Below are 20,240 nucleotides of genomic sequence, written 5' to 3'. Positions count from 1 at the left end.
TAAATATCTGTTTATGGCGTATGACAAAAAGAAGGCGATAGCATGAAATCAAAAAAATCAATGACGCAGGAATTGGTTGTAATAATACTTGCAGTGATTTTCTTTATCCTGCTTATTGTGATTGTTGGCATGAAGCTCGGAGGAGTTTTTAATGCGAAATAAGAAAGGAATGGGAACAACCAAAGACATATGGAATGCTGCGCTTATAAGCCTAATACTTGGCGTTGTTTTTCTTGCTGTCTTTGGTCTTCTATATATGAAAGGGTGGGCAGATGCAGCTCGCGGAGTTGGTGAAGATGAGAAATGCTCGAAGGCAGTCGATATTGCTGCGAGAACAGGTATGGGGAAAGACCTGAAAGAATGCAAAGCAATTCCAATCACAATAAAAGATTCCAAGAACAAAGATGCTGCAAGGGAGCAGCTTGCTCAGACAATGAAAAGGTGCTGGGACAAGTTCGGAGCAAATAAACAGCCGCCATTGGATCCCTTTGTAAATAAATATGAATTCTGCGCTGTCTGCTCAATAAATACATTTGAAGGGTTTTCTGAAGACATTGACGGATTTGCGCTTTACCTTGCAGAGCACAACCCTTCAGGAGATGACAGGACATATTATGAGTATTTTAATGGAGCTCCGGCAACAGATGACATTATTAAATATTACAGAGAAGACAAAACAAAGATTTCGACAAAAGTCAGGTATGCTACAGTGCTGTATGCCACTAAAGAAACTAACTGGGAGGGAATTTTGAAAGGCCTCGGAATTGGAGGCGGCATAGGTGCGGGTGTAGCGACTACAGGCGTAATTGCAGTCCTTTCATTAGTGCCTGGAATAAACGTAATAACATGGACTACGCTTATTGTTGTTGGCGGCGCTGCTGCCATCGGGGCAGGAACTGGCGGCATAATGGCGGCAGGTCAGTTAGGCGGCTATGCGCCAATGGTTTTGCTTGTACCTTATGATTATTCGCGCTTATCGGTAAAATGCATCGATCTGGGAGTTGAGCCGTTCGAAGGCTATTTCAGTTAAGTTTATATAATGAAAACAAGACTTTAATTTAAAATGGCAAACAAGAAAGCGCTTGAATGGAATGTTTTAGGCGGCTTGCTGATTATGCTGGCAATTCTTCTTGCATTGCTGATAATAGTCGGTATGCTTTCAGGAAAAGGATGGGAATTATGGGAAGGAATAAAAAAGATATTTGGCGGATGAAAAAAAAAGGGGATTTTCAATTAAGCCCGATTATAAAAGCAATTATTGTTTTATTAGTCGTGGTTGTTATCATTTTCTTCTGGAACAGCACGGCATTCGCCGGCATAAGAGCCATTCTTGGATTTGATGTTCCCGGCCAAAACCAGAATATAGAGCCATTGACGAATTACGATTTTTACAATATTTTCGTAAATCAATATCAGGCATGCAAACTCAGCCCTTTCACAGAATGCAGATGCGAGATAACTTCATTGGAGAGCAGGCTGCCTGCAGGGTATGCAATAGAGCTGACTGAAAGCGGCGGGAATGTGGAAATTAATCTTGTAAAGTTTACTGGAATATATAAAACAACAAATTCTGAAACATTCCAGTTTGAGAATATGGAAAAAGACACGGCAGCTAAGTTACTTATCATTAACAATGACAAATTACTTGCAAAACAAGAATATTCCGTTAATTGGGAGACTAGAAACGGAGTAAAATATCCTAAGTTTGATGATTTTACTGAAAAAATAAAAATATCCATATTTGCAACGCAAGAAGTAAGAAAAGACCAAGGAATAGGCGGTATTCAGTTAAGCGCAGGCACATATCTGGGAACTTCTACAAAAGACGATGAATATAGCACCATCTGGCTAGATGAGTTTACCAACTATATCTATAAATACAGTTTAGAAAAAACAGGGTTTCTTGCGAAAAAACAAATAGAGCGCGGCGGAGCAAAATGGGATGATATAGAAGAATGCACCGCTCCCAAGAATGTAGTTGAAGCAAATGAGAAATTTGAATCTTTTGTTAAAGAGATCAATGATGTCAACAGCGGAACAGGATCTACGAAAACTGTAAAATTAGAGCTTCCAGCAGACTATACACTCAAACAGGAAGGCTCAGAACTTCTATTGAATTACGCATATTATCCAAAAAAAGAAATCCAAAAATCAGCAACTTCATTATGCCCAACTGACAAAGATCTGCCAAATGGCAACTATGCGCTGGCAAAAGATAATTCGGTAGCAGGAAGCCCTTGCGTAATAATGCAGCTCCAAAACCCTTAAACTCATAGAAACCTTTAAATATTACTGCTACAAATATCAGAGTATCATAAATAAGAGGTGTTAAGATGAAAAGCAACAAAAAAGGAATGGATATGTCTGTTAATGTCATAATTATAGCTGCATTGGCATTGATTGTTTTAGTTGTTCTGTTTGCCATATTTACAGGAAGATTGGGTGGATTCAGCCTGGCTGTGCAGAGCTGCGTAGATAAGGGTGGAGAATGTGTAAAACCAAATGCTGCCGGAACATCTGCAGATTGTGCCGCTGAAAAAAGTGCAGATTGGACAATACTGAGAGGCACAGATTGTGAAAAAGACGATAATAAGGATAAAAAATCAGACAATTTTTGCTGCATACCTATAACTAAATAATAATTTTTCTCATTTATTTTTTGTTTTTTTTACAAAACTTTAAATACAGGCTTTTCTAAATCCCTTATGATTCAAAAGAGGTGCAAAATGACAATCATAAAAAACAAAAAAGCTGCGGAGTTCATGTTTGGGCCCATTATATGGGCTGTTCTTGCATTAGTTGTTCTTGCTGTTCTGATCTTCATCTTCATGGGTGGAACTGGAAGAATAGCAGCAATATTCAGGGGGCAGACAGACACAGCAGGCGGACAGGCGAATGCAGCATCATGGTGCTTAGGCGCAATAACCCAGGGGAAGCCGTGCAACTATGACAAAGTAAGCGGCTGCAGCGATGTAAATAGAAAGGATGGGCATGAGGGTTGTGGTCCTGCACAAAGTGCTGAAAAAGGCAAATACAGCTGCCCGTCAGAAAAAACAGTAAGAGCAGCGGCTACACTCAATCCTGAAAAAGTAGAGCTTTGCTGCTGCAGCTCATAAAATGAACAAAAAAGCAACTATTGATCTTCCCTTAAAAACAATAATCAGCCTAGTGATAGCGGCCATATTTCTAATATTGCTGTTCTGGCTTATGTGGCTTCTTTTTTCAGCATCCATTCCAAAGCCAGACTTAGCTACATTAAATACATTTTACCAGATTCTTGTTCCGGCAGTTGAGAAGGCAACAGCTGATGAAAAACTTGTGCCTTATTATATACAGCCCGAATACGAGTTGGTTTCGCGTGTTGCTGATACAGGATGCTGCGATAAATGCTTATGTATTAGAAAAATGAACAAGCCAGGTCTGTTCTCTGCAAAAAAGCATTTTAAATATAATGTGGTAATAGAGGGCAAATATAATAACTTAATAGAGAGCAGCATAATTTCGGGATGGAACAGGAAAAGCCCATATGGAGGTAATGTAAAAAACGTAATCGTGTGGAGAGTAGGCAACACAGTCTATATAAAGGACACATAAAATGAAAAAATCTAACAAAAAGGCAATGGAAGAAATAAATCCCATAATCCTTGCATTAATTATCTTCGTCATACTCCTTGCAATATTCGGCGTGATCATAAAGGCAACTATGCGCCAGGGCGGCGAGGATGTCTGTTTGACATCAGTCATTGCTGCTGACAAGTCATCAACTATCCTTGAAATAAAATGCGAGATGTACGATGCCGGGCAGATCAAGCCCCAGGGAGCAACTGACGAGAAGAAAAAAGAAGATGCAATGAAGCAGATTGCAGAATTGATGCGCAAATGCTGGCGCCAGTTTGGAGAAGGGAAGAAGGATCCTTTTACAAAAGCAGGGTTTGTCTTCAAAGCAGTATGTTTTGTTTGTTCTAAATTTAGTTTTGAAACAGAAGGAAGCATTTCAGAAGATGAATTTGTAGATTTTTTAAAAAATAAAAAGATTTCTGAAGAAAAAGACGCTTATTATTATGACTATCTAAAAGGATCGCTTCCAGAAAAGAGCAGGAATGATTTTTTTATAGAGTCGATAGATCTTCGAAAAGTGCTGGATATTGTTCATTGGGGCAATATTGCAGGCAGTACGACTTTGAAATCTAAAGGCGAGTATGGCGTTGTTATTTATGCTATCGAAGATAGCTGGGCAAGCAAAATCAGTGAAAAAATGATAAAAAAAATCACAGGAGCAGAACCGTCAAAAAGTTTCTATGACATTTATGTTGTACCTTATGAAAACATAGAAAGACTGTCCTGCGATAGATTGCAGGGATAAAAAAACCATTTAATGACAACATTCTGTTTATAGAATTTTATTATTGCCTATTATTATAATATTCTTGTTGCCAAGGAAAAACTTTTTCACATATATTTTCCATATCCATACGGTATTGTTCTTCTGCTTTCCACTGAATTCCTCCTTTTGGAATTTTAAAAAATACTGAATTTTTTTGTATTGGCTTATCGCGGGCAAGTAAAATATAACCCACACTTCCCACTTTTAAACCAATAAAAATCTCGCCTACATGGTTCTCTCTTGCAAATTGTTCTGTAATATCACAATACCCCACATGCATTATTGTCAGCTTTATCTTTATTTTTTCATCATCCTTACTTAAGATTGCGATTAAGTCATTACCTTTCTTTTTAGGCTTTTCAATAATACTTAAACCCCCAAATATGCGTTCTTGGTACAACCATTCGCAAGATGTGATATAGTTTTCAAATGCTGTTTTAACACCACTTTCACTTAAAACACGTTTATCTTGGCGAACTCCGGCCGAATATGCAGATTCACTCTTACCGGTGTCTGTTCTGTTTCCACAACCACATAAATAAATAAGTCCTAATCCGGCAACAATCACCGTTAAATTTCTTGCAACTCTCATGTAAGGGCATATTATGCCCCCCATTTATAAATTTGTCGAAAACCACCCATCACAGACCGGTGGAATGTTGCTACTATTCACTGAATCAAGTAGTTTTCGAGCATGCTCAAAAATTTTACACAAACAAAAGGGAATGGCTTTCAGCCAACAAACCAAGATTGGTGAAAATTTTTGACATTTTTAAAAAACTTAATAAATAACCCCTTATAGATCAAGTTATGAACAAAAAAGGGGTCATTCAGCTGATGCTCTATGTCATAATAGAGCTGGTGATCCTTGTTGCAGTTCTTCTCTTCCTCCTGTGGGAGGTCAATGTGCTGGCAAAAGACACGTCTTTTGAAAAGAGAGCAACAGCAACAGATACTGCATTACTGCTGGATACAATGCAATCTGCTCCTGGAACTGCTTATATGCTTTACAAAGTTAAAACACCCGAGCCTTTTGTGATGACGTTCATAACAACAGACAGGCCATTTGTAAGAGTAGCTAGTAAAAAAGACAAACAGGAATACAAGCAATTCCCCTTTGGCATTGACAAGTATATCGATCCTTCGCTTTCAGATATTGATCTGTCACAAGAAGCATTATTTTCGAAAACAGGCATTGAATTCAAGGCATCAAATATGCAGGATGCGCTGCCTGAAGCTCTAAGATGCCCGACTGTTGAAATAAAGGGCACTGTAAATGACAAGATCATTGTAATTGATCCGGGTTATAGCGCAGGGCAAAGCCAGGATATTATAAAGAAATTAGAACATATAAATATAAAAGGGCCATTTGGAAAAAAAGAGATGATAGATGATCCGGCTCACAGCGATACAGTTGAAGCCCAGATAGCAGCTGCAAAGCCAGAAGCGGTAATACTTCTTAATTCAATAGCCAAAACAGATTCAAAAAACACAATAAAGGCATTCATACCGAATGAAAACGAAGCAACAACAAGGAAACTGGCATGCTATGTTTTAAATTACCTTTTAAGAAGCAAAGATCTTCCGGCTTCAAACGGCTTGTCAATAATTCCAACATCAAGCAATGCAATACTTAACCAGAACAAGCTTTCAGTTTTAATAGAATTTGATAATGACCGGGAAACACAAACAAAATTATTGGACGATGCAGATTATATTGGCGAAGCAATATCGGCGGCATTAACAAAGTACTACGAAAATGGTTGAAATAAGCTTTAACACAGTGATATGGATACAAAGACTGCTTTTTATAGTGACAATTGTATTCTCAATCCTTTTCCTCATAACATTTTTCTTCAATCTCAAGAATGAAACAACTGACCTGAGGATTGCTTTACTGGCAAACAGGATCCTTTATTCGCCTGACGGCATAACTTATAACAGCCCGGAAACAGACAGGGCATATCCTGGCATTGTAGATCTGCAAAAATTCGATTCAGCCCATCTCGAAACAGCAATATACTATGATGATGAGGATACTGATGAAAAAGGCAATGCAATAATAGCGGCAAAAATAAGATTGCTTGATGAGAAAGACAAGGAAATAAAATCGCTGATATATAACGAGAAAACTTACAATAACATCCAGCCGATTTCTTTTGCATCCGGCTACAGGCGCGAATTTAGGATATTTTATGTTTTAATATATGATAATGGCAAATTTACACCGGCAAAACTGGAAATGGATATTGTAACACATAAAGGTTAAGATGAAATTTAAAAAACTAAACAAAAAAGGCTATGCAGGAGCATTAGTTGATTTCTTTGCATGGATCGCTTATTTTATTATTCTTATGATTTTTGTCGCTCTTTTTTATTTTGCTGTAAAAGTCGATAAAGAAAGGGTCTTAACAGGCATTAATGTTATCTCCGAATCTTCATTACTTTATTCTTATTTTAGAACACCAGTTAGCTCTGTTATCGGCAAGCAAAAAATTCCAAATATGGCACCAGAAGCAACAATGTCAGAATTAATAATTAGATATTACTTGGATGATAACTTGAAACAACTACGTCCAATATTCAAAGATTTTTTTGATCCCATATTTTTCATTGATGGAAGCAATGACTGGAGAGGTTGGAAGATTAAGATTTATTTAGAGCCTGAAGATAAACTATTGTTTGATGAAGACGGAAGCATGGGCGCAAACTTAGGCGGTTTAAATTACATATTGTCATCTACAGCAGATTTATCTATTCCGTCAGATGATAATTATCTTAAGATTGAACTCTGGAAAAAAGGCAGGGGGGCCGTATTGGATGATCCGCTTTATAAAAAATGAAAAAGTTGAATAAAAAATCAATAATGTTTTTCAATATGTTTCTTGTTTTTATAGCTGTGGCAATTTTGGTATTGGCACTCCTTACGATATTGGAAAAGGTGAAAAATTTTGATGAAAAAGAAATTGGTGAAAGAGAAGCCAATCTCCTTAACGAATATCGAAAAGGCGAGAAGGCGATGATGTATATTGATACAGCCGCTAAATTTTCAGCATACCAGTCAATCTATGATCTTGCAGCCAATGGCGGCTATAACAACAAGCCTGACTGCGGGGAATACGGCATCTATGCATTATGGACAACCAAGGATAAAGCATGCTATCCGGATGAAGAATCCATAAAATTGAATCTTTCTTCGTTCTTGAATAAGAATTTAAATCCCTATTTGTCAAATTACAAGGATATTTTTATTCCAGAAAACAACTATGCTTTTGCGTTTAATGAAAAATTAAAAATTATCGGCATTGCATTGCAGAACATCTATACGTCGAGGTCATATTCTGAATCGACTAATAAGCCGCGGGGCTTTGCATGGCCGACAAGTGATGACAAGCCGTATGTCGAGGAATGCTTTGGGTATGATTCAACGAGGAAAGAAAACATAGATCATATTGAGGTAGTTTTAAGAAAAGATTCAGATGTTTTTGCTGTTTTAACTGGAAAGGTTGAGAAAGTGACAGCTGACAGTGTTCTTGTGGATAATGCAGGGAACAAAATAAAAGTTGAATACAGGAACCTTAAGACAATAAATGTGAACGAAGGCAATGAGATAAAGACGCAGGATCTTATAGGCAAAGCAAACACTGATATATTGAAATTAGATATATTGGCATTGGCTGTTATTGATGAAGATGCAACAGCAAGCATGAAAATAGGCAATTATGTAAATCCGCTGAACTATTTCTCGCATCCTTTATTGAAGAATGGAAAATATGGGGATGTAACTTTTAATAAAGATTCGCTAACATGCAAGGCAATTGAAAACAAGGTAACTTATGCTATAAAGCCTTCATTTGATCTTGCCATTGATTACAGCCTGGATGATTATTCCTTAATAAAAGAAAATGTAAAGGATTTGATTGCAAAATGTTCAAAGGAAGATCTGAACACCTGCGCGAATAATGAAATTAAAAAATTTGATTCAAAAACATTCAGCTGGTCAGCAGACTGCGGAACAGAAGAAGAGAAGGTTTTCTCTGAATTCTTGAGCTATTACCAAAGATGCCTTGCATCAGAGATGACAGATTGCAGCTGCGAATTCAAGCTGAAAGATGGGCCTAAGAACAAGGAATTTAAGATAAGGATGGCAAATGACGGCAATAAAATCACAGCTACCCTGAACAAGTTTAGCGAAACTATAGATGCAATCGGACCAACAATAGCAATAGAAGATTCAAATAAACAATTAGTTTTTGATCTGCAAAAATACATTGATTTTATAATAAAATATGATGGCGATGGAAAAGCTGCAATAAGGTTAAAGAGCGAAGCGTATAGCGGGGATTTAGGATTTTTTGGGGTTGTTTTTTTAAATAAAAGGTATGACTTTAATCTAGATATGTTAAAAATGTATAAAAGATCAGAACTAGTAAGTTTTTCAGAAAACAAGATTGGTAGTTCATGCTCTGTTTCGGAAAGGCAGGCAAATTTCTGCGTAACAAACAATGAGAAGAAATTTCTTGTCTATGACAAAATAGCTGATAAGGTTGAAGAAAAGAACATTGTTTATAGCTTTGCCATTGACTTTGGCGATACAACCCCGCCGCCGCCAATTAAGAATCTGGAAGCAATAGATCAGCCAAAAGCCCAGAATTCTTTGATCCTGACGTGGGACAAGATTGATGAAAAAGAAGCGAATGACATCAAATATTTTAATATTTATTATACAAAAAATAACATAAAAGAAACTAAAATTGAAAATCATAATTTGAAAGATGAACGTGGCGACAATGTAGATAAAAAAGAAAAAATTGATGCAACTGAATATGAGGAAATCAGCGATATTGATTTAGAAAACTGCAATTATGTAAAAGAAGGCGAACCTTGCGTTTATGATAAGTACAATAAAGCATTAGAAAAAGGAAAATTACACTTATGGGGAGAGGAGTTTATTTATATTCTGAGCGGCCTTGATGATGGTGAAAAGTATAATCTTGCAGTTGCTGCAGTTGATTTCAGCGACAATGAGATCGATGGCGTTTCAGCAGGGCAAGAGCTTGAAACTGCGCAGGGAAATGTGGCGGATGATCTGGCTCCCGGAAGAGTAATGATGAATACGCCAATATACGATTCTGCAACCAAAAAACTAACTTTATCCTGGTTGGCTGTTGATAAGAATTATGATGGAACAAATATAAATGATTTCAACAAATATGAAATTTATAAATTTACAGCACTTAAAACCGCAATAGAGCCTGCTGATTTACCGATTGCAGCATTGTCTGATCTGAGCTATCCACTTGACAATCTGGCTGCCGGAACTTATTATTTTGCGGTTATAGCAACAGATGAAACACCAAATAAAATTTCAGATTTAAATGATAAAAACTTAAAAACAATAACAATCTCATAGTATTCTGCATTATACAAAACTTTATAAATAATGCGCTTAACCTGAATCCTGGTGGCTTAATTGATTAAAATACCTGTAGAGACTATAATTGAGAAGATAAAGGAGAAGACAAATTTAAGCGATAACGAGATTGAAGATAAGATCAAGGAAAAACTAAAGCATCTTTCTGGCCTTATATCGAGGGAAGGGGCAGCCCATATTGTGGCGAATGACCTTGGTGTCAAGATCTTCGAGCAGGTTTCTGGAAAATTAAAAATTAAAAATATTCTTGCCGGCATGAGGAATGTTGAAACTGTAGGAAAAATTACAGAGATATATGAATTGAGAGAGTTCATATCTGGAGAAAGAAGCGGAAAGGTTGCATCACTTGTGATGGGGGATGAAACAGGCAGCGTAAGGATTGTGCTCTGGAATGACCAGGTGAATAACCTTGAAAAGATGAAGCAGGGTGATGTAATCAAGATTGTCGGCGGCTATGTAAGGGAGAATTTTGGCAGGCTGGAAGTGCATATCAATGACAAGAGCAAGCTTATCATAAGCCCGCCTGGCGAAGCGATAGATGAGATAAAAGAAACAGAAATGAAGATACAGGCGAAAAGAAAAAAGATAAATGAGCTGAAAGAAAGCGAGCCGAATGTAGAGCTGTTCGGCACAATAGTGGATGTTTCTGATCCCAAGTTCTTTGAAGTCTGCCCGAAATGCGAGAAAAGGGCAAGGATGCTGTCAAACAATTTTATGTGCGAGGAGCACGGCATAGTTGAGCCAGCTTATTCTTATGTTATGAATACGTTTTTGGATGACGGAACAGACAACATAAGGGTTGTGTTTTTCAAAAAGCAGGCAAACGCTCTGCTGAGCAAGAATGAGGAAGAGATCACAAAATACAGGGAAAATATTCCTGAGTTTGAAGCAGTGAAAACCGAGCTGAAGGGAAAACAGATCAAGGTTGTGGGCAGGGTTGTCAAGAATGCGATGTTTGGAAGACTGGAGCTCATATCGCAGCTCGTATTCCCGAATGTTGATCCTTCTGAAGAGATCGAAAGACTGAAGAAAGAGATAGAAGCACGAGATATTCCGCCAATCTCCAATAGGTAGTTAGCAAAGCCAACCACAAATCAATAAGTGGAATATCTGTGTGCTCAAAAACCACCTGACGTGGCAAAGCACAGCAACATACCGCCCATCTATGATTGGTGGTTTTTGACATGAAATAGTTCTTTGAAAAGCTTTAAGGCACAGAGCAAAAGATTTTATCTTGGTACAGCTTCGCCAGTGCGACAGCACAAACTTTTTGCACAATATCGACAGACACATACAGCGGAGGTGATACTTTTCCTTCTATATCTGTTCCCGGAACCAAAAGAACGTCAGAACGAGTTGTCATTTCCACCAATGCTGCTAAATCCATTATTTTTTCAGGGTTAATTTTTACATATTCATTATTCGGGCATCGTAGTAAAAATCTCAGTTCGTGATTTGGCAGAGGCAATTCAAGTTTTTGCAATCTTTCTTTAATAATCGGGGTTGCCCATTCAGTACATTCAGCATCTTTATTAGTAGCATATATGATAAATTCATCAGTATAGATTGTATGTGTACCGAGTCTTGGATTAAAACCACTTCTTTGAAGTTCATCCAAAGTTGGCGCTTTAGTCATTCCTAGAACGGATTGAATATATTTTAGATCAAGTGGTGTGCGTTTTTCCCAGACATACATTGTTGGAGGAGTTACAAGCTGTGTTCCCATTCTAAAGTCAGTAAATATGGTGGAGTTTTTAAAACTTTCGCCCAAGAGTAATATTTTGTATAAAAACTTTCCTAAAAATTTGGGGTTGGCTCTAAGATCATCTTTCAGTTTGCACAAAATGAGAAGGGGGGAAGCTCATTTTAGTCTTTTTGAATTGAGCATAACACTTTGTATGCAAACTCCCTCATCTTTAGCCATTATAGGCTTTGAAAAGCCTTTAAATCAAAAGTATTATAAATAATAAACTTCAAACCAATACAGTAAAATGAAATTAATTAGCTTAAACGTTGGATTAAAGATTGATAATGCAACAGAGGTAGGAAAATTCATTAAATCGCATGATCCAGACTTTGTTGCATATCAGGAGATCATGAGGCATTTTGATGAAAATGTCTTTGAAATGTATAAATCAGAATTTGGAATTGAAAAAATTGCAAAGTTCCCTTACAAATTCTTTGGTCCAAAATGGATCACTGACAAATATATGAAAAACGGAAAGATACATAGGGATTTAGGCGGAATGGCGGAGCAAGGAAATGAAATCATGTCTAAATTCCCAATTATTTCTGCAACAAATGAGCACTATTATAAACAGTATTCTTACGAACTGGATTGGACTAATTGGAGAAGGGACGATGAACCAAGATCAGTCATAATTGTGGAATTAGATGTAGAAGGTAAAAAATTGCAGATATTAAATCTCCATGGAATTTGGTCAGAAGACAAAAAGGGCAATGAAAAAGCTGTAGAACAATGCAAATATGTTCTTAAGGCTGCAAAGAGAAAAAATATTCCGACAATTATAGCAGGAGATTTTAATCTATTGCCCGAGATGAAGGGCATTAAACTGATTAGTAAAGAATTTCGAAATTTAATAAATGAATTTAATATCAAATCAACAAGACCTAATTTTAATGATGGCACTGACAAGGGAGGGGATGTTGTTGATTATATTTTTGTTAATGATAAGATCAAAGTGAATGATTTTAAAGTTATTGAAACTCAAATTTCAGATCATCTCCCTTTAATTCTTGATTTTGATATTCTATGATCTATAGTTTTTAATCAGAATTGGGTTGAAGTTTCAGAGTGAAAAAGTTCGACGAACGAAGTGAGGAGAAAGTTAATTCTCATAGAATTGAAAATAGACGACCTCAGGTTGAATTTCTTAGACAAAGATGGAGCGAATTTAAGTACGGCAATTAGGTTTTCTACCAAGCAAAAACGAGAAAGAGATCGAAGTGAAATAGTTCTTTGAAAAGCTTGAAAGTAAAGGGCAAAAGGTTTTATCTTCTTAAAAGAGTCAAACCTACTTCCCAAGCAGAGCCATTTGGTTTATGAAATCCAATCTCTTCATTAAATTGCGATACTTTCACAGCATAACCCATTTGGATTATGGCTGCTCTTAGTTCGGGCGATACCATTCTAAGAATATCATGCGAACCCATTCCAATATCATTCCATTTGTCAATTTGTGCAGTTAGCAGTAATGCTCGAGTTTCAACATCCAGCTGAGAATGTCTACTGTATATTGCATCTTCCAAAGTTCCAGATTGCATCATGGGATCTATAACTGCTCTTTGTTTTGGACTTAAATCTAATCTTTTATATCTTTCCTGTAGGCATTCATAAAAATCAGGTAAATATGGGTGCGTCATATCGGAGAGGAATGTATTCTCGTTTTTAAATCTTTTGCCCAAGATCTTATTTTTAATTATCTGAAGACCCTTTTGTCAGCATTCGGTAATCCTCATTACCAGACAGCTGCAAGTCTATTTTGCCAATCTGAGCATCAACCTTTTTTAAAACTCGTTTAAACATTTCTGGCTCACGTATCTCAGAAATTAAAAATTGTAAAGAGCCGATGGCAACCCGATAATGTGCTTCTGGGCTTCCCCCGCTTCCAACATCAAATGTGCTCAAATATAGAGAATACCTGATTACTAAATCCTCAACGGGTATCCTCGCAGTTTCTATTTCATCTCTTTCGAGCAGTGGTTTAACTATCTGCCTATACGTTGCGACAAAATCGCCAATGATCGCTTCACGCGTTATGCCTTCCATTTATTCTGAGAATACTGCAGAATTTATAAATCTGTTGATAGAAGAACTGCTGAACGTAGTGAGGAGAAAGTTAAGGCACAGGACACCCAAAAATAGTTAAAGATGATGCTTATTTTAACGTTTATGAGTGGAGATTTAAGCATACTGAAGATTGATAACCTTATTAGATTATTCAAGAGAGGAGATATTTCGAAATTATATGAAAAAATGTATGCCACTGCCGATCGTATTGCGGCTTATGAAATGGAGAAGTATATCACTAACAAATTTAAAGATGTTCTAAAAAAGGAAGTATCTCATGACAAAGCAAATGACCAAATAGATAATTACAGAAAGCAGAGAACTAAATTTCATTTAAATCAAATGTATCGGTTGATTGAATTACATTCTAAGAAAAAGGATTGATTTTGGGCACCCGATTAATAATTGACACTAATTCTTGTTAAGTTCTTTACCCTGCAAAGTGGGGTAAAATTTCGTCCGAAAAGTTTTGCGTTGCCGATGCTTCTTAGGGGACTGCTGTCTTAGTTATGTTCAGTTAGTTTCAGTTATAGTTTAGTCGTTCATGAGGGAAATTCTGTAACCACAGCCACTGGACATATGCGCACACAACATTTATATAGTTCTTTATCTCCCATACATTAGATGAATTTAAAACCAATGGCGTATACCGTTTGGTAAAAAGGGAAAAGATGGTGAATGAAAGGATAACTGAAGATTTTTTTAGAGATTGGGTTAAAAAAGATGAATCATATAAAAAAGGTAAAATTATTCTTGAAGAACAATCATCTAAAAATATCAAGATTGATAAACTCTTAAAAAATGCCTCAAAAAGTGGAACTGGCATCGGTCACCCTGAATTTATTATTCAATTTAAAGAAAATGATGATCTAATTATTATTGTTGAGTGTAAACCCAATATTCAATTTCATAGCTCTAAAGAAGGAAATGTATATAAAGATTATGCTGTAGATGGGGTCTTATTGTATTCTTCATTTTTATCTAAAGAGTATGATGTACTCTCTATTGCAATAAGTGGCGAAGATAAGAATAATATAAGAATCTCTCATTTTTTACAATTAAGAAAAACTAAAGAATCTCATAAGGTATTTGAAGAAGATAAGTTATTAACCTTAAATGATTATTTAAATGGGTACAAAACAGATGAAAAAAAGTTTAATCAGGATTATCAAGAGTTACTAAAATACTCAAAAACTCTTAATGATAAGTTACATTCAATAAAAATTCCAGAATCACAAAGAAGTCTATTAATTAGCGGCGTTCTGATTGCCTTAACAGATAAAGCGTTTTGTAGTGCATATAAATTTCAGAAACCTAAAGAATTATCTGAAAATTTAATCAATACCATTAAAAACAAACTTACAGATGTTCCGAATGAACATATAACTGAGATCATTACAACTTATAGTTTTATTAAAACACATACAATCATTTCTAAAGAAGAAAATAAATTAAGAGATATAATCACGGAGATAGATGAAAAGATTAACAATTTTATGAAAACATATAAATATTATGATGTTCTTGGACAATTTTATATTGAATTTTTAAGATATGCTAATAATGATAAAGGATTGGGGATTGTTCTAACTCCCCCGCACGTTACAGAACTGTTTTCAGAGATAGCCAATGTGAACAAAGATAGCATAGTTTTGGATAATTGTGCCGGAACTGGCGGGTTTTTAATTTCTGCTATGAGAAAAATGATTAAAGACTCTAAGGGAGATAGTCACAAAGAGGAAAATATTAAACATAAACAAATTATTGGAATTGAATTTCAACACGATATTTTTGCTTTAATTTGTTCTAATATGTATATTCATGGGGATGGAAGAAGTAATTTAATAAAAGGTTCTTGTTTTGATGATAAGGTTATGAATCAAGTTAAAAATTTTAAACCTAATGTAGGATTTTTAAATCCACCATATAAAGCGACTAAAACTGATCCTGAAGAATTAGAATTTGTACTGAATAATCTTTCAATGCTTCAAAAAGGTTCATTATGTATTTCGATCATACCTATGAGTTGTGCTTTAGCTCAAAGTGGGATTGGACTTACATTAAAAGAAAAATTGTTGAGAGAGCACACATTAGAAGCTGTTTTTTCTATGCCAAAAGAACTATTTCATAATTCTGATGTTGGGGTTAATACATGTATAATGGTTTTCAAAGCGAAAGAAAAACATCCTGAAAATTATAAAACTTATTTCGGATATTGGAAAGATGATGGGTTTATAAAAAGAAAATCTGGAAGAGACGATTATAAAGATAAATGGAAGGAAATTAAAAAGTATTGGTTAGAAAATTATAAAAATAAAGAAGAGATTGAAGGATTCAGTGTTAAAAAATGCGTAATTGCCAATGATGAATGGTGTGTTGAATCATATATGAAAACAAATTATTCTAAGTTAGACAAAAAAGATTTTGAAAAAACTTTAAAGGATTTTATTGCATTTAAATTTTTAAATAAAGAGGATTAAATGGTCAAAGTAAAAGATTATTTTGATTTAAAATATGGGGTTAATTTAGAATTTTCTAACATGGAAGAAGATTCTAATGGAATTCCTTTTGTAGCCAGAACTGAAAAAAATAATGGTGTTGTTGGAAGAGTTAAATTAATTGAAGGAATAAATCCCAATCCTGCAAATACTATTTCAGTTTCCTGCGGTGGTTCTGTGATGGCGAGTTTTTTACAGAATGAACCCTATTATAGTGGAAGAGATTTATATTATTTAATCCCAAAAATAAAGTTAAATGAGCGTGAATTATTATATTATTGTATGTGTCTAAAACAAAATGCTTGGAAATATTCTTATGGGAGACAAGCAAATAAAACACTAAAAGATTTAGAAATTCCACCAAAACAAGATATTCCTTCTTGGGTATATTCATTAAAAGTCAATGAGTTGAAAAAAGAATCAATTAATTCTAAAAAAATAGAATTAAATATTAAAACTTGGAAAAATTTTAAGATTGTTGATTTATTTGATATTGAAAAGGGTGAAAGATTAGTCAAAGAAGAAAGAACAGATGGCAATATTCCATTGATTACAGCAACTTCTGAAAATAATGGTGTTGTAGATTATATTTCGTATGATGAATTTAAAGATAGTAAAACAATTTTTAGAGATAAATTAACTATTGATATGTTTTTTAATGTCTTTTATCATAATTATAAATATTTTAGTGATGATAATGTCCATACATTAATTCCAAAAAATATTTCTCTGAACAAATATGTTTGTTTGTTCTTAGCAACAACTTTAAAGAAACTTCAATATAAATATGATTTTGGCAGACAAGTAAGATTACAAAGATTGGATTTTGATGAGATCAAACTACCCATAGATAAAAACGGAAACCCCAATTGGCAATTTATGGAGGATTATATTAAATCGTTGCCCTTCAGCTCAAATCTTTAGCCATTATAAGCCCCAAAACGTCAAAATTAGAGGATCATAACACAATCTTTCTCGATCCTAACTCTCAATTAGCCACTGGACACAGTGGACACCTGCGGTCAAAAGGTATTTAAATAAGCGTTCTTTCCTTATATTGTTGCTGAGAAAGCAACACCCGCTTCCTGGAAGCTGTAACTGGCTTCATAATCAAGGGAAGTATGAAACAAAATGCGAAAAGCAAAAGGGTGAGAATATGAAAACAGATACAAGTTCTGGCAATAAGCCGGAAAAAAAGATAAGAGCAGGAGCTATTTCTGCCACAATATGGCAAAACACTGGCAAAAGCAAAACTGGCGAAAGTGTTCAGTTTCGCACAGTGCAGGTAGAGCGAAGCTATATGGACAAAAAAACCAATACATGGAAGAATACATCTTCTTTCAGAGTTGGCGATTTGCCGAAGTTAGCATTAGTTTCGCAGAAAGCATATGAATACCTTGTTCTAAAAGAGCAAGGCGATTCTGCAGCCGAGGATTACGGCGAAGTAGAGCTGGAAGATATAATGTAAAGGTGATCATAATGAAAAAAGAAAAAAAAGAAGTTGCGTTAATGGATCTGCCCGGAGTCGGGGCAGCAACAGCAGAAAAATTACAAACTTGCGGCTATAATGATTTAATGTCAGTAGCAGTTGCATCGCCGGCAGAGTTAGTTGAAATTGCAGGTGTTACAGAAGCAACAGCAAGGAAGATGATACAGGCAGCCCGCTCATCTTTGGATATGGGATTTGAGACAGGAGCTGAACTGCTGCAGAAAAGGCAGGGTGTAAAAAAACTCTCAGTAGGAAGCAAGGCATTTGACGCTTTGCTTGGCGGAGGCTTTGAATCAGCTGCAATCACAGAATGCTTCGGTGAATTTGGATCTGGGAAAACACAGGTTGGGCATATACTGTCTGTAATGTGCCAGAAGGATGATCCGGACGCAGTTGCTGTCTACATTGACACTGAAAATACCTTCAGGCCTGAGCGTATAATTCAGCTTGCAAGAGGCGCGGGATTGGAGCCAGAGCAGGTGCTTAACAACATAAAAGTTGCGCGGGCTTACAACTCTGATCACCAAATGCTTCTTGCTGAAAAAACTGAAGACCTGATAAAAAAGCAGGGCCTGAAAGTGAAGCTTGTTGTTATTGATTCCCTTACAGCCCATTTCAGGGCAGAATTTGTAGGAAGGGGAACACTGGCTGACAGGCAGCAAAAGCTGAACAAGCACATGCACACCCTGATGAGGATTGCAGATACAAACAATCTCTGCGTCTATGTAACGAATCAGGTTATGGCAAAGCCGGATATGTTCTTCGGCGATCCAACGCAGGCAATTGGCGGGCATATTGTTGCTCATGCCTCTACTTTCAGAATATACCTCAGAAAAGGCAAGAAGGGAAGCAGAGTGGCAAAGCTTGTTGACAGCCCGAATCTGCCAGAAGCAGAATGCAACTTCTTTGTTGAAGAAGGCGGATTAAAGGACGTTGTGGAGTAAGCTTTTTTTATTTTTTTAATATTCTTTTTTTGATTAAACTAGAATAACTTATACGCAAAAAAGACTTCATCTTTGCCATAATGCAGCCATTTTAGTCTGCCAATTTCTTTGAAGCCGCACATTAAGTGGAATTTAATGGATGGCTTGTTGGTTGCATCGGTGCTGCTTAACAGGTACTTTTGTTTTGATGGCGTTTCTCGTTTGCTGATTTCTATGCATTTTTTCATCAAAAGCATAGCAATACCTCTTTGCCTATATTGCTTTGATACAGCGATATCCTGAATATAGTTTGCATAATGAGAATAATCTCGTGCATAAATCAAAACACCAACAACTTTATTGCCTTCTAGTGCCACAAGACTTTCTTTTGTTTTTATTTTCCCTTTAAGATAATTTTTTGCGCAATCCAAAGAGCCATAATAAGTTTCGAAAAGAATTTTTGCAGCAGCAGGAATATGCAGGTGTTGCGTATATATAACTTCAATCATATATTAAAATTCTTTTTCTAGTTTAAAAATATGTCGTTCCTGAACTTAAAAATAACTTCCCTTAAACTTATTCAGTTTTCCCGCCAAACCAAAAGCTACTTTTGGATTTTTTAATAAAAACATGGAAAACTGCAGAAACTCCTCTTTGATGTTGTTTATCAGATCGCATGAAAACGAGCATCTTTTGCATAATTGCTCTTTTTTAAGGCTTTTTCTTAATTCATTGCTTTCAAACCATTTCTTTAAAATATCTTTGTCAATAGCATTCCCTACAAAATATTTTTTATTACCTGACAATATTGCGCAGGGGTACAAGTTTCCGTTCTGGTTCATAAAAACACTTTTAAAACCTGCAAGGCAGAACATTTTTCTGTTCTTTCCGTTCATTATATCAATCAGTAAATTGTAATAGAAGGCATGCTCTGGCTCGTATTTTATTATTGTTTTCAGAAATTTTATGATTTTCCGGTAATCTTCTTTAGTTATGAAAACATTTGAATTTAAATTTCCAAAATAGCCTGCTGAAGGAAGAGCAATTGTGTGGCCTATATAAGGAACAAGTTTTTTAAGATAAAGGTAAGACTCCATTAATTCGCCAAGATTGAGCTTTGAAATCGTTGTTTCAACGCCAAGATTGAAATTCTTGTTTTTTATCTTCCTCAACTCTTTTATCGTTGAAATAGCTCTTTTAAAGCAACCATTTATGCCGCGTATTTTGTCGTGAGTTTTTTCAAGGCCGTCAATTGATACAGTTACGGATAAAAATTTATTTTTATTTAAAACACTTAAAATGGTTTTTACGTCTTTGGCAATTTTATCTGTTAAAAACCCGTTTGTTGGAATCGCAATTCCTTCAAGATCAGGCAGCGTATTCACTATCTTAACAGTTTCAACAAGATCATTCCTTAAAAAAGGCTCGCCTCCAGTTAAATTAATCCACCTTATTTTGGAAAAAAGCCTGTTTTCAAATATTTTTTTAATTTCCTTTATTGCTAATTCATTGCTTCTTCTGTTCTTCCATATTCCGCACATTATGCATCTGCTGTTGCAAAGATTAGTAAACTGATAGGTTAAAAATGTCGGGTAAGAAGCCTTATTTGCGCTGTATTGTATCCTATGCAGAACTCCCTTTTTAATGCCTTCAAAAGACAGCTTTGCAAGCCTGTTTATCATGATATCTTTAATTCAGAAA

At 35.7% G+C, this 20,240-nt stretch carries 24 protein-coding genes; 18 read left to right on the top strand and 6 right to left on the bottom strand.

Annotation, left to right across the window (positions count from 1 at the left end):
• Nucleotides 1-151 precede the first annotated feature (151 nt).
• The 7 genes from Q7J54_01500 to Q7J54_01470 all read left to right on the top strand — a co-directional run bounded on the left by Q7J54_01500 (nucleotide 152) and on the right by Q7J54_01470 (nucleotide 4,363).
• Nucleotides 152-1,030 carry a hypothetical protein gene (locus Q7J54_01500; GenBank protein ID MDO8740229.1) on the top strand — a complete coding sequence of 293 codons (879 nt, stop codon included), beginning with the start codon at nucleotides 152-154 and terminating at the stop codon, nucleotides 1,028-1,030.
• Nucleotides 1,031-1,063: 33 nt separating this feature from the next.
• The gene (locus Q7J54_01495) at nucleotides 1,064-1,213 is read left to right on the top strand and encodes a hypothetical protein (GenBank protein ID MDO8740228.1); all 150 of its coding nucleotides are present in this window, start codon (nucleotides 1,064-1,066) and stop codon (nucleotides 1,211-1,213) included.
• Nucleotides 1,180-2,268, top strand: coding sequence for a hypothetical protein (locus tag Q7J54_01490; GenBank protein ID MDO8740227.1), 1,089 nt, complete (start codon nucleotides 1,180-1,182; stop codon nucleotides 2,266-2,268). Before Q7J54_01495 ends, Q7J54_01490 begins: the two co-directional genes overlap by 34 nt.
• 65 nt (nucleotides 2,269-2,333) lie before the next feature.
• Complete coding sequence (locus Q7J54_01485) at nucleotides 2,334-2,639, top strand: hypothetical protein (GenBank protein MDO8740226.1); 306 nt, start codon at nucleotides 2,334-2,336, stop codon at nucleotides 2,637-2,639.
• Between the two features lie 87 nt (nucleotides 2,640-2,726).
• The gene (locus Q7J54_01480) at nucleotides 2,727-3,116 is read left to right on the top strand and encodes a hypothetical protein (GenBank protein MDO8740225.1); all 390 of its coding nucleotides are present in this window, start codon (nucleotides 2,727-2,729) and stop codon (nucleotides 3,114-3,116) included.
• A 1-nt stretch (nucleotide 3,117) separates the two neighbouring features.
• The gene (locus Q7J54_01475; GenBank protein ID MDO8740224.1) at nucleotides 3,118-3,594 is read left to right on the top strand and encodes a hypothetical protein; all 477 of its coding nucleotides are present in this window, start codon (nucleotides 3,118-3,120) and stop codon (nucleotides 3,592-3,594) included.
• A 1-nt stretch (nucleotide 3,595) separates the two neighbouring features.
• Entirely contained in the window at nucleotides 3,596-4,363 is a 768-nt protein-coding gene (locus Q7J54_01470; protein MDO8740223.1) for a hypothetical protein, read from the top strand.
• Nucleotides 4,364-4,403: 40 nt separating this feature from the next.
• Here the strand turns inward: Q7J54_01470 and Q7J54_01465 are convergent, their stop codons facing one another.
• Nucleotides 4,404-4,976 carry a hypothetical protein gene (locus Q7J54_01465; protein MDO8740222.1) on the bottom strand — a complete coding sequence of 191 codons (573 nt, stop codon included), beginning with the start codon at nucleotides 4,974-4,976 and terminating at the stop codon, nucleotides 4,404-4,406.
• A 218-nt stretch (nucleotides 4,977-5,194) separates the two neighbouring features.
• Here Q7J54_01465 and Q7J54_01460 point away from each other — a divergent pair, with 218 nt between their 5' ends.
• From Q7J54_01460 to Q7J54_01440, 5 genes are read left to right on the top strand one after another with little or no spacing between them, the layout of a single operon-like run.
• Nucleotides 5,195-6,151, top strand: coding sequence for a hypothetical protein (locus Q7J54_01460; GenBank protein ID MDO8740221.1), 957 nt, complete (start codon nucleotides 5,195-5,197; stop codon nucleotides 6,149-6,151).
• Nucleotides 6,144-6,653: a hypothetical protein gene (locus tag Q7J54_01455; GenBank protein MDO8740220.1), complete on the top strand. Its 510-nt coding sequence runs from the start codon at nucleotides 6,144-6,146 to the stop codon at nucleotides 6,651-6,653. Before Q7J54_01460 ends, Q7J54_01455 begins: the two co-directional genes overlap by 8 nt.
• A 1-nt stretch (nucleotide 6,654) precedes the next feature.
• Nucleotides 6,655-7,227: a hypothetical protein gene (locus Q7J54_01450; GenBank protein ID MDO8740219.1), complete on the top strand. Its 573-nt coding sequence runs from the start codon at nucleotides 6,655-6,657 to the stop codon at nucleotides 7,225-7,227.
• Nucleotides 7,224-9,797: a hypothetical protein gene (locus tag Q7J54_01445; GenBank protein ID MDO8740218.1), complete on the top strand. Its 2,574-nt coding sequence runs from the start codon at nucleotides 7,224-7,226 to the stop codon at nucleotides 9,795-9,797. The genes Q7J54_01450 and Q7J54_01445 overlap by 4 nt, the downstream gene beginning before the upstream one ends.
• Nucleotides 9,798-9,857: 60 nt before the next feature.
• Nucleotides 9,858-10,892, top strand: coding sequence for an OB-fold nucleic acid binding domain-containing protein (locus Q7J54_01440; GenBank protein ID MDO8740217.1), 1,035 nt, complete (start codon nucleotides 9,858-9,860; stop codon nucleotides 10,890-10,892).
• A gap of 133 nt (nucleotides 10,893-11,025) precedes the next feature.
• On the opposite strand, the gene Q7J54_01435 is transcribed toward Q7J54_01440, so the two are convergent.
• Nucleotides 11,026-11,544 carry a hypothetical protein gene (locus Q7J54_01435; GenBank protein MDO8740216.1) on the bottom strand — a complete coding sequence of 173 codons (519 nt, stop codon included), beginning with the start codon at nucleotides 11,542-11,544 and terminating at the stop codon, nucleotides 11,026-11,028.
• A 265-nt stretch (nucleotides 11,545-11,809) separates the two neighbouring features.
• Here Q7J54_01435 and Q7J54_01430 point away from each other — a divergent pair, with 265 nt between their 5' ends.
• Nucleotides 11,810-12,595 (top strand): endonuclease/exonuclease/phosphatase family protein, encoded by a 786-nt coding sequence (locus Q7J54_01430; GenBank protein ID MDO8740215.1) that lies wholly within the window; start codon nucleotides 11,810-11,812, stop codon nucleotides 12,593-12,595.
• A gap of 235 nt (nucleotides 12,596-12,830) precedes the next feature.
• Here Q7J54_01430 and Q7J54_01425 read toward each other — a convergent pair whose 3' ends face one another.
• Both Q7J54_01425 and Q7J54_01420 read right to left on the bottom strand, forming a co-directional pair.
• Nucleotides 12,831-13,202, bottom strand: a complete 372-nt coding sequence (locus Q7J54_01425) for a hypothetical protein (protein MDO8740214.1) — start codon at nucleotides 13,200-13,202, stop codon at nucleotides 12,831-12,833.
• A 52-nt stretch (nucleotides 13,203-13,254) separates the two neighbouring features.
• Nucleotides 13,255-13,608, bottom strand: coding sequence for a hypothetical protein (locus tag Q7J54_01420; GenBank protein ID MDO8740213.1), 354 nt, complete (start codon nucleotides 13,606-13,608; stop codon nucleotides 13,255-13,257).
• A gap of 102 nt (nucleotides 13,609-13,710) precedes the next feature.
• Between Q7J54_01420 and Q7J54_01415 the strand changes: the two genes are divergently transcribed.
• The 5 genes from Q7J54_01415 to radA all read left to right on the top strand — a co-directional run bounded on the left by Q7J54_01415 (nucleotide 13,711) and on the right by radA (nucleotide 18,560).
• Nucleotides 13,711-14,013 carry a hypothetical protein gene (locus Q7J54_01415; protein MDO8740212.1) on the top strand — a complete coding sequence of 101 codons (303 nt, stop codon included), beginning with the start codon at nucleotides 13,711-13,713 and terminating at the stop codon, nucleotides 14,011-14,013.
• Nucleotides 14,014-14,300: 287 nt separating this feature from the next.
• Nucleotides 14,301-16,109, top strand: coding sequence for an N-6 DNA methylase (locus tag Q7J54_01410; protein ID MDO8740211.1), 1,809 nt, complete (start codon nucleotides 14,301-14,303; stop codon nucleotides 16,107-16,109).
• Nucleotides 16,110-17,051, top strand: coding sequence for a restriction endonuclease subunit S (locus Q7J54_01405; GenBank protein ID MDO8740210.1), 942 nt, complete (start codon nucleotides 16,110-16,112; stop codon nucleotides 17,049-17,051).
• 232 nt (nucleotides 17,052-17,283) lie between these two features.
• Nucleotides 17,284-17,595 carry a hypothetical protein gene (locus Q7J54_01400; protein ID MDO8740209.1) on the top strand — a complete coding sequence of 104 codons (312 nt, stop codon included), beginning with the start codon at nucleotides 17,284-17,286 and terminating at the stop codon, nucleotides 17,593-17,595.
• A gap of 11 nt (nucleotides 17,596-17,606) precedes the next feature.
• A complete protein-coding gene (gene radA, locus Q7J54_01395; protein ID MDO8740208.1) occupies nucleotides 17,607-18,560 on the top strand; it encodes a DNA repair and recombination protein RadA in 954 nt (317 codons plus the stop codon).
• Between the two features lie 38 nt (nucleotides 18,561-18,598).
• On the opposite strand, the gene Q7J54_01390 is transcribed toward radA, so the two are convergent.
• The gene (locus tag Q7J54_01390; protein ID MDO8740207.1) at nucleotides 18,599-19,048 is read right to left on the bottom strand and encodes a GNAT family N-acetyltransferase; all 450 of its coding nucleotides are present in this window, start codon (nucleotides 19,046-19,048) and stop codon (nucleotides 18,599-18,601) included.
• A 45-nt stretch (nucleotides 19,049-19,093) separates the two neighbouring features.
• Entirely contained in the window at nucleotides 19,094-20,221 is a 1,128-nt protein-coding gene (locus tag Q7J54_01385) for a radical SAM protein (protein ID MDO8740206.1), read from the bottom strand.
• Nucleotides 20,222-20,240 lie beyond the last annotated feature (19 nt).

Source organism: Candidatus Woesearchaeota archaeon (assembly GCA_030651135.1).
Taxonomy (GTDB): domain Archaea; phylum Nanobdellota; class Nanobdellia; order Woesearchaeales; family JACPBO01; genus JACPBO01.
Note: the sequence above shows the minus strand (reverse complement) of the source record. Positions and strands in the feature narration are given on the sequence as shown.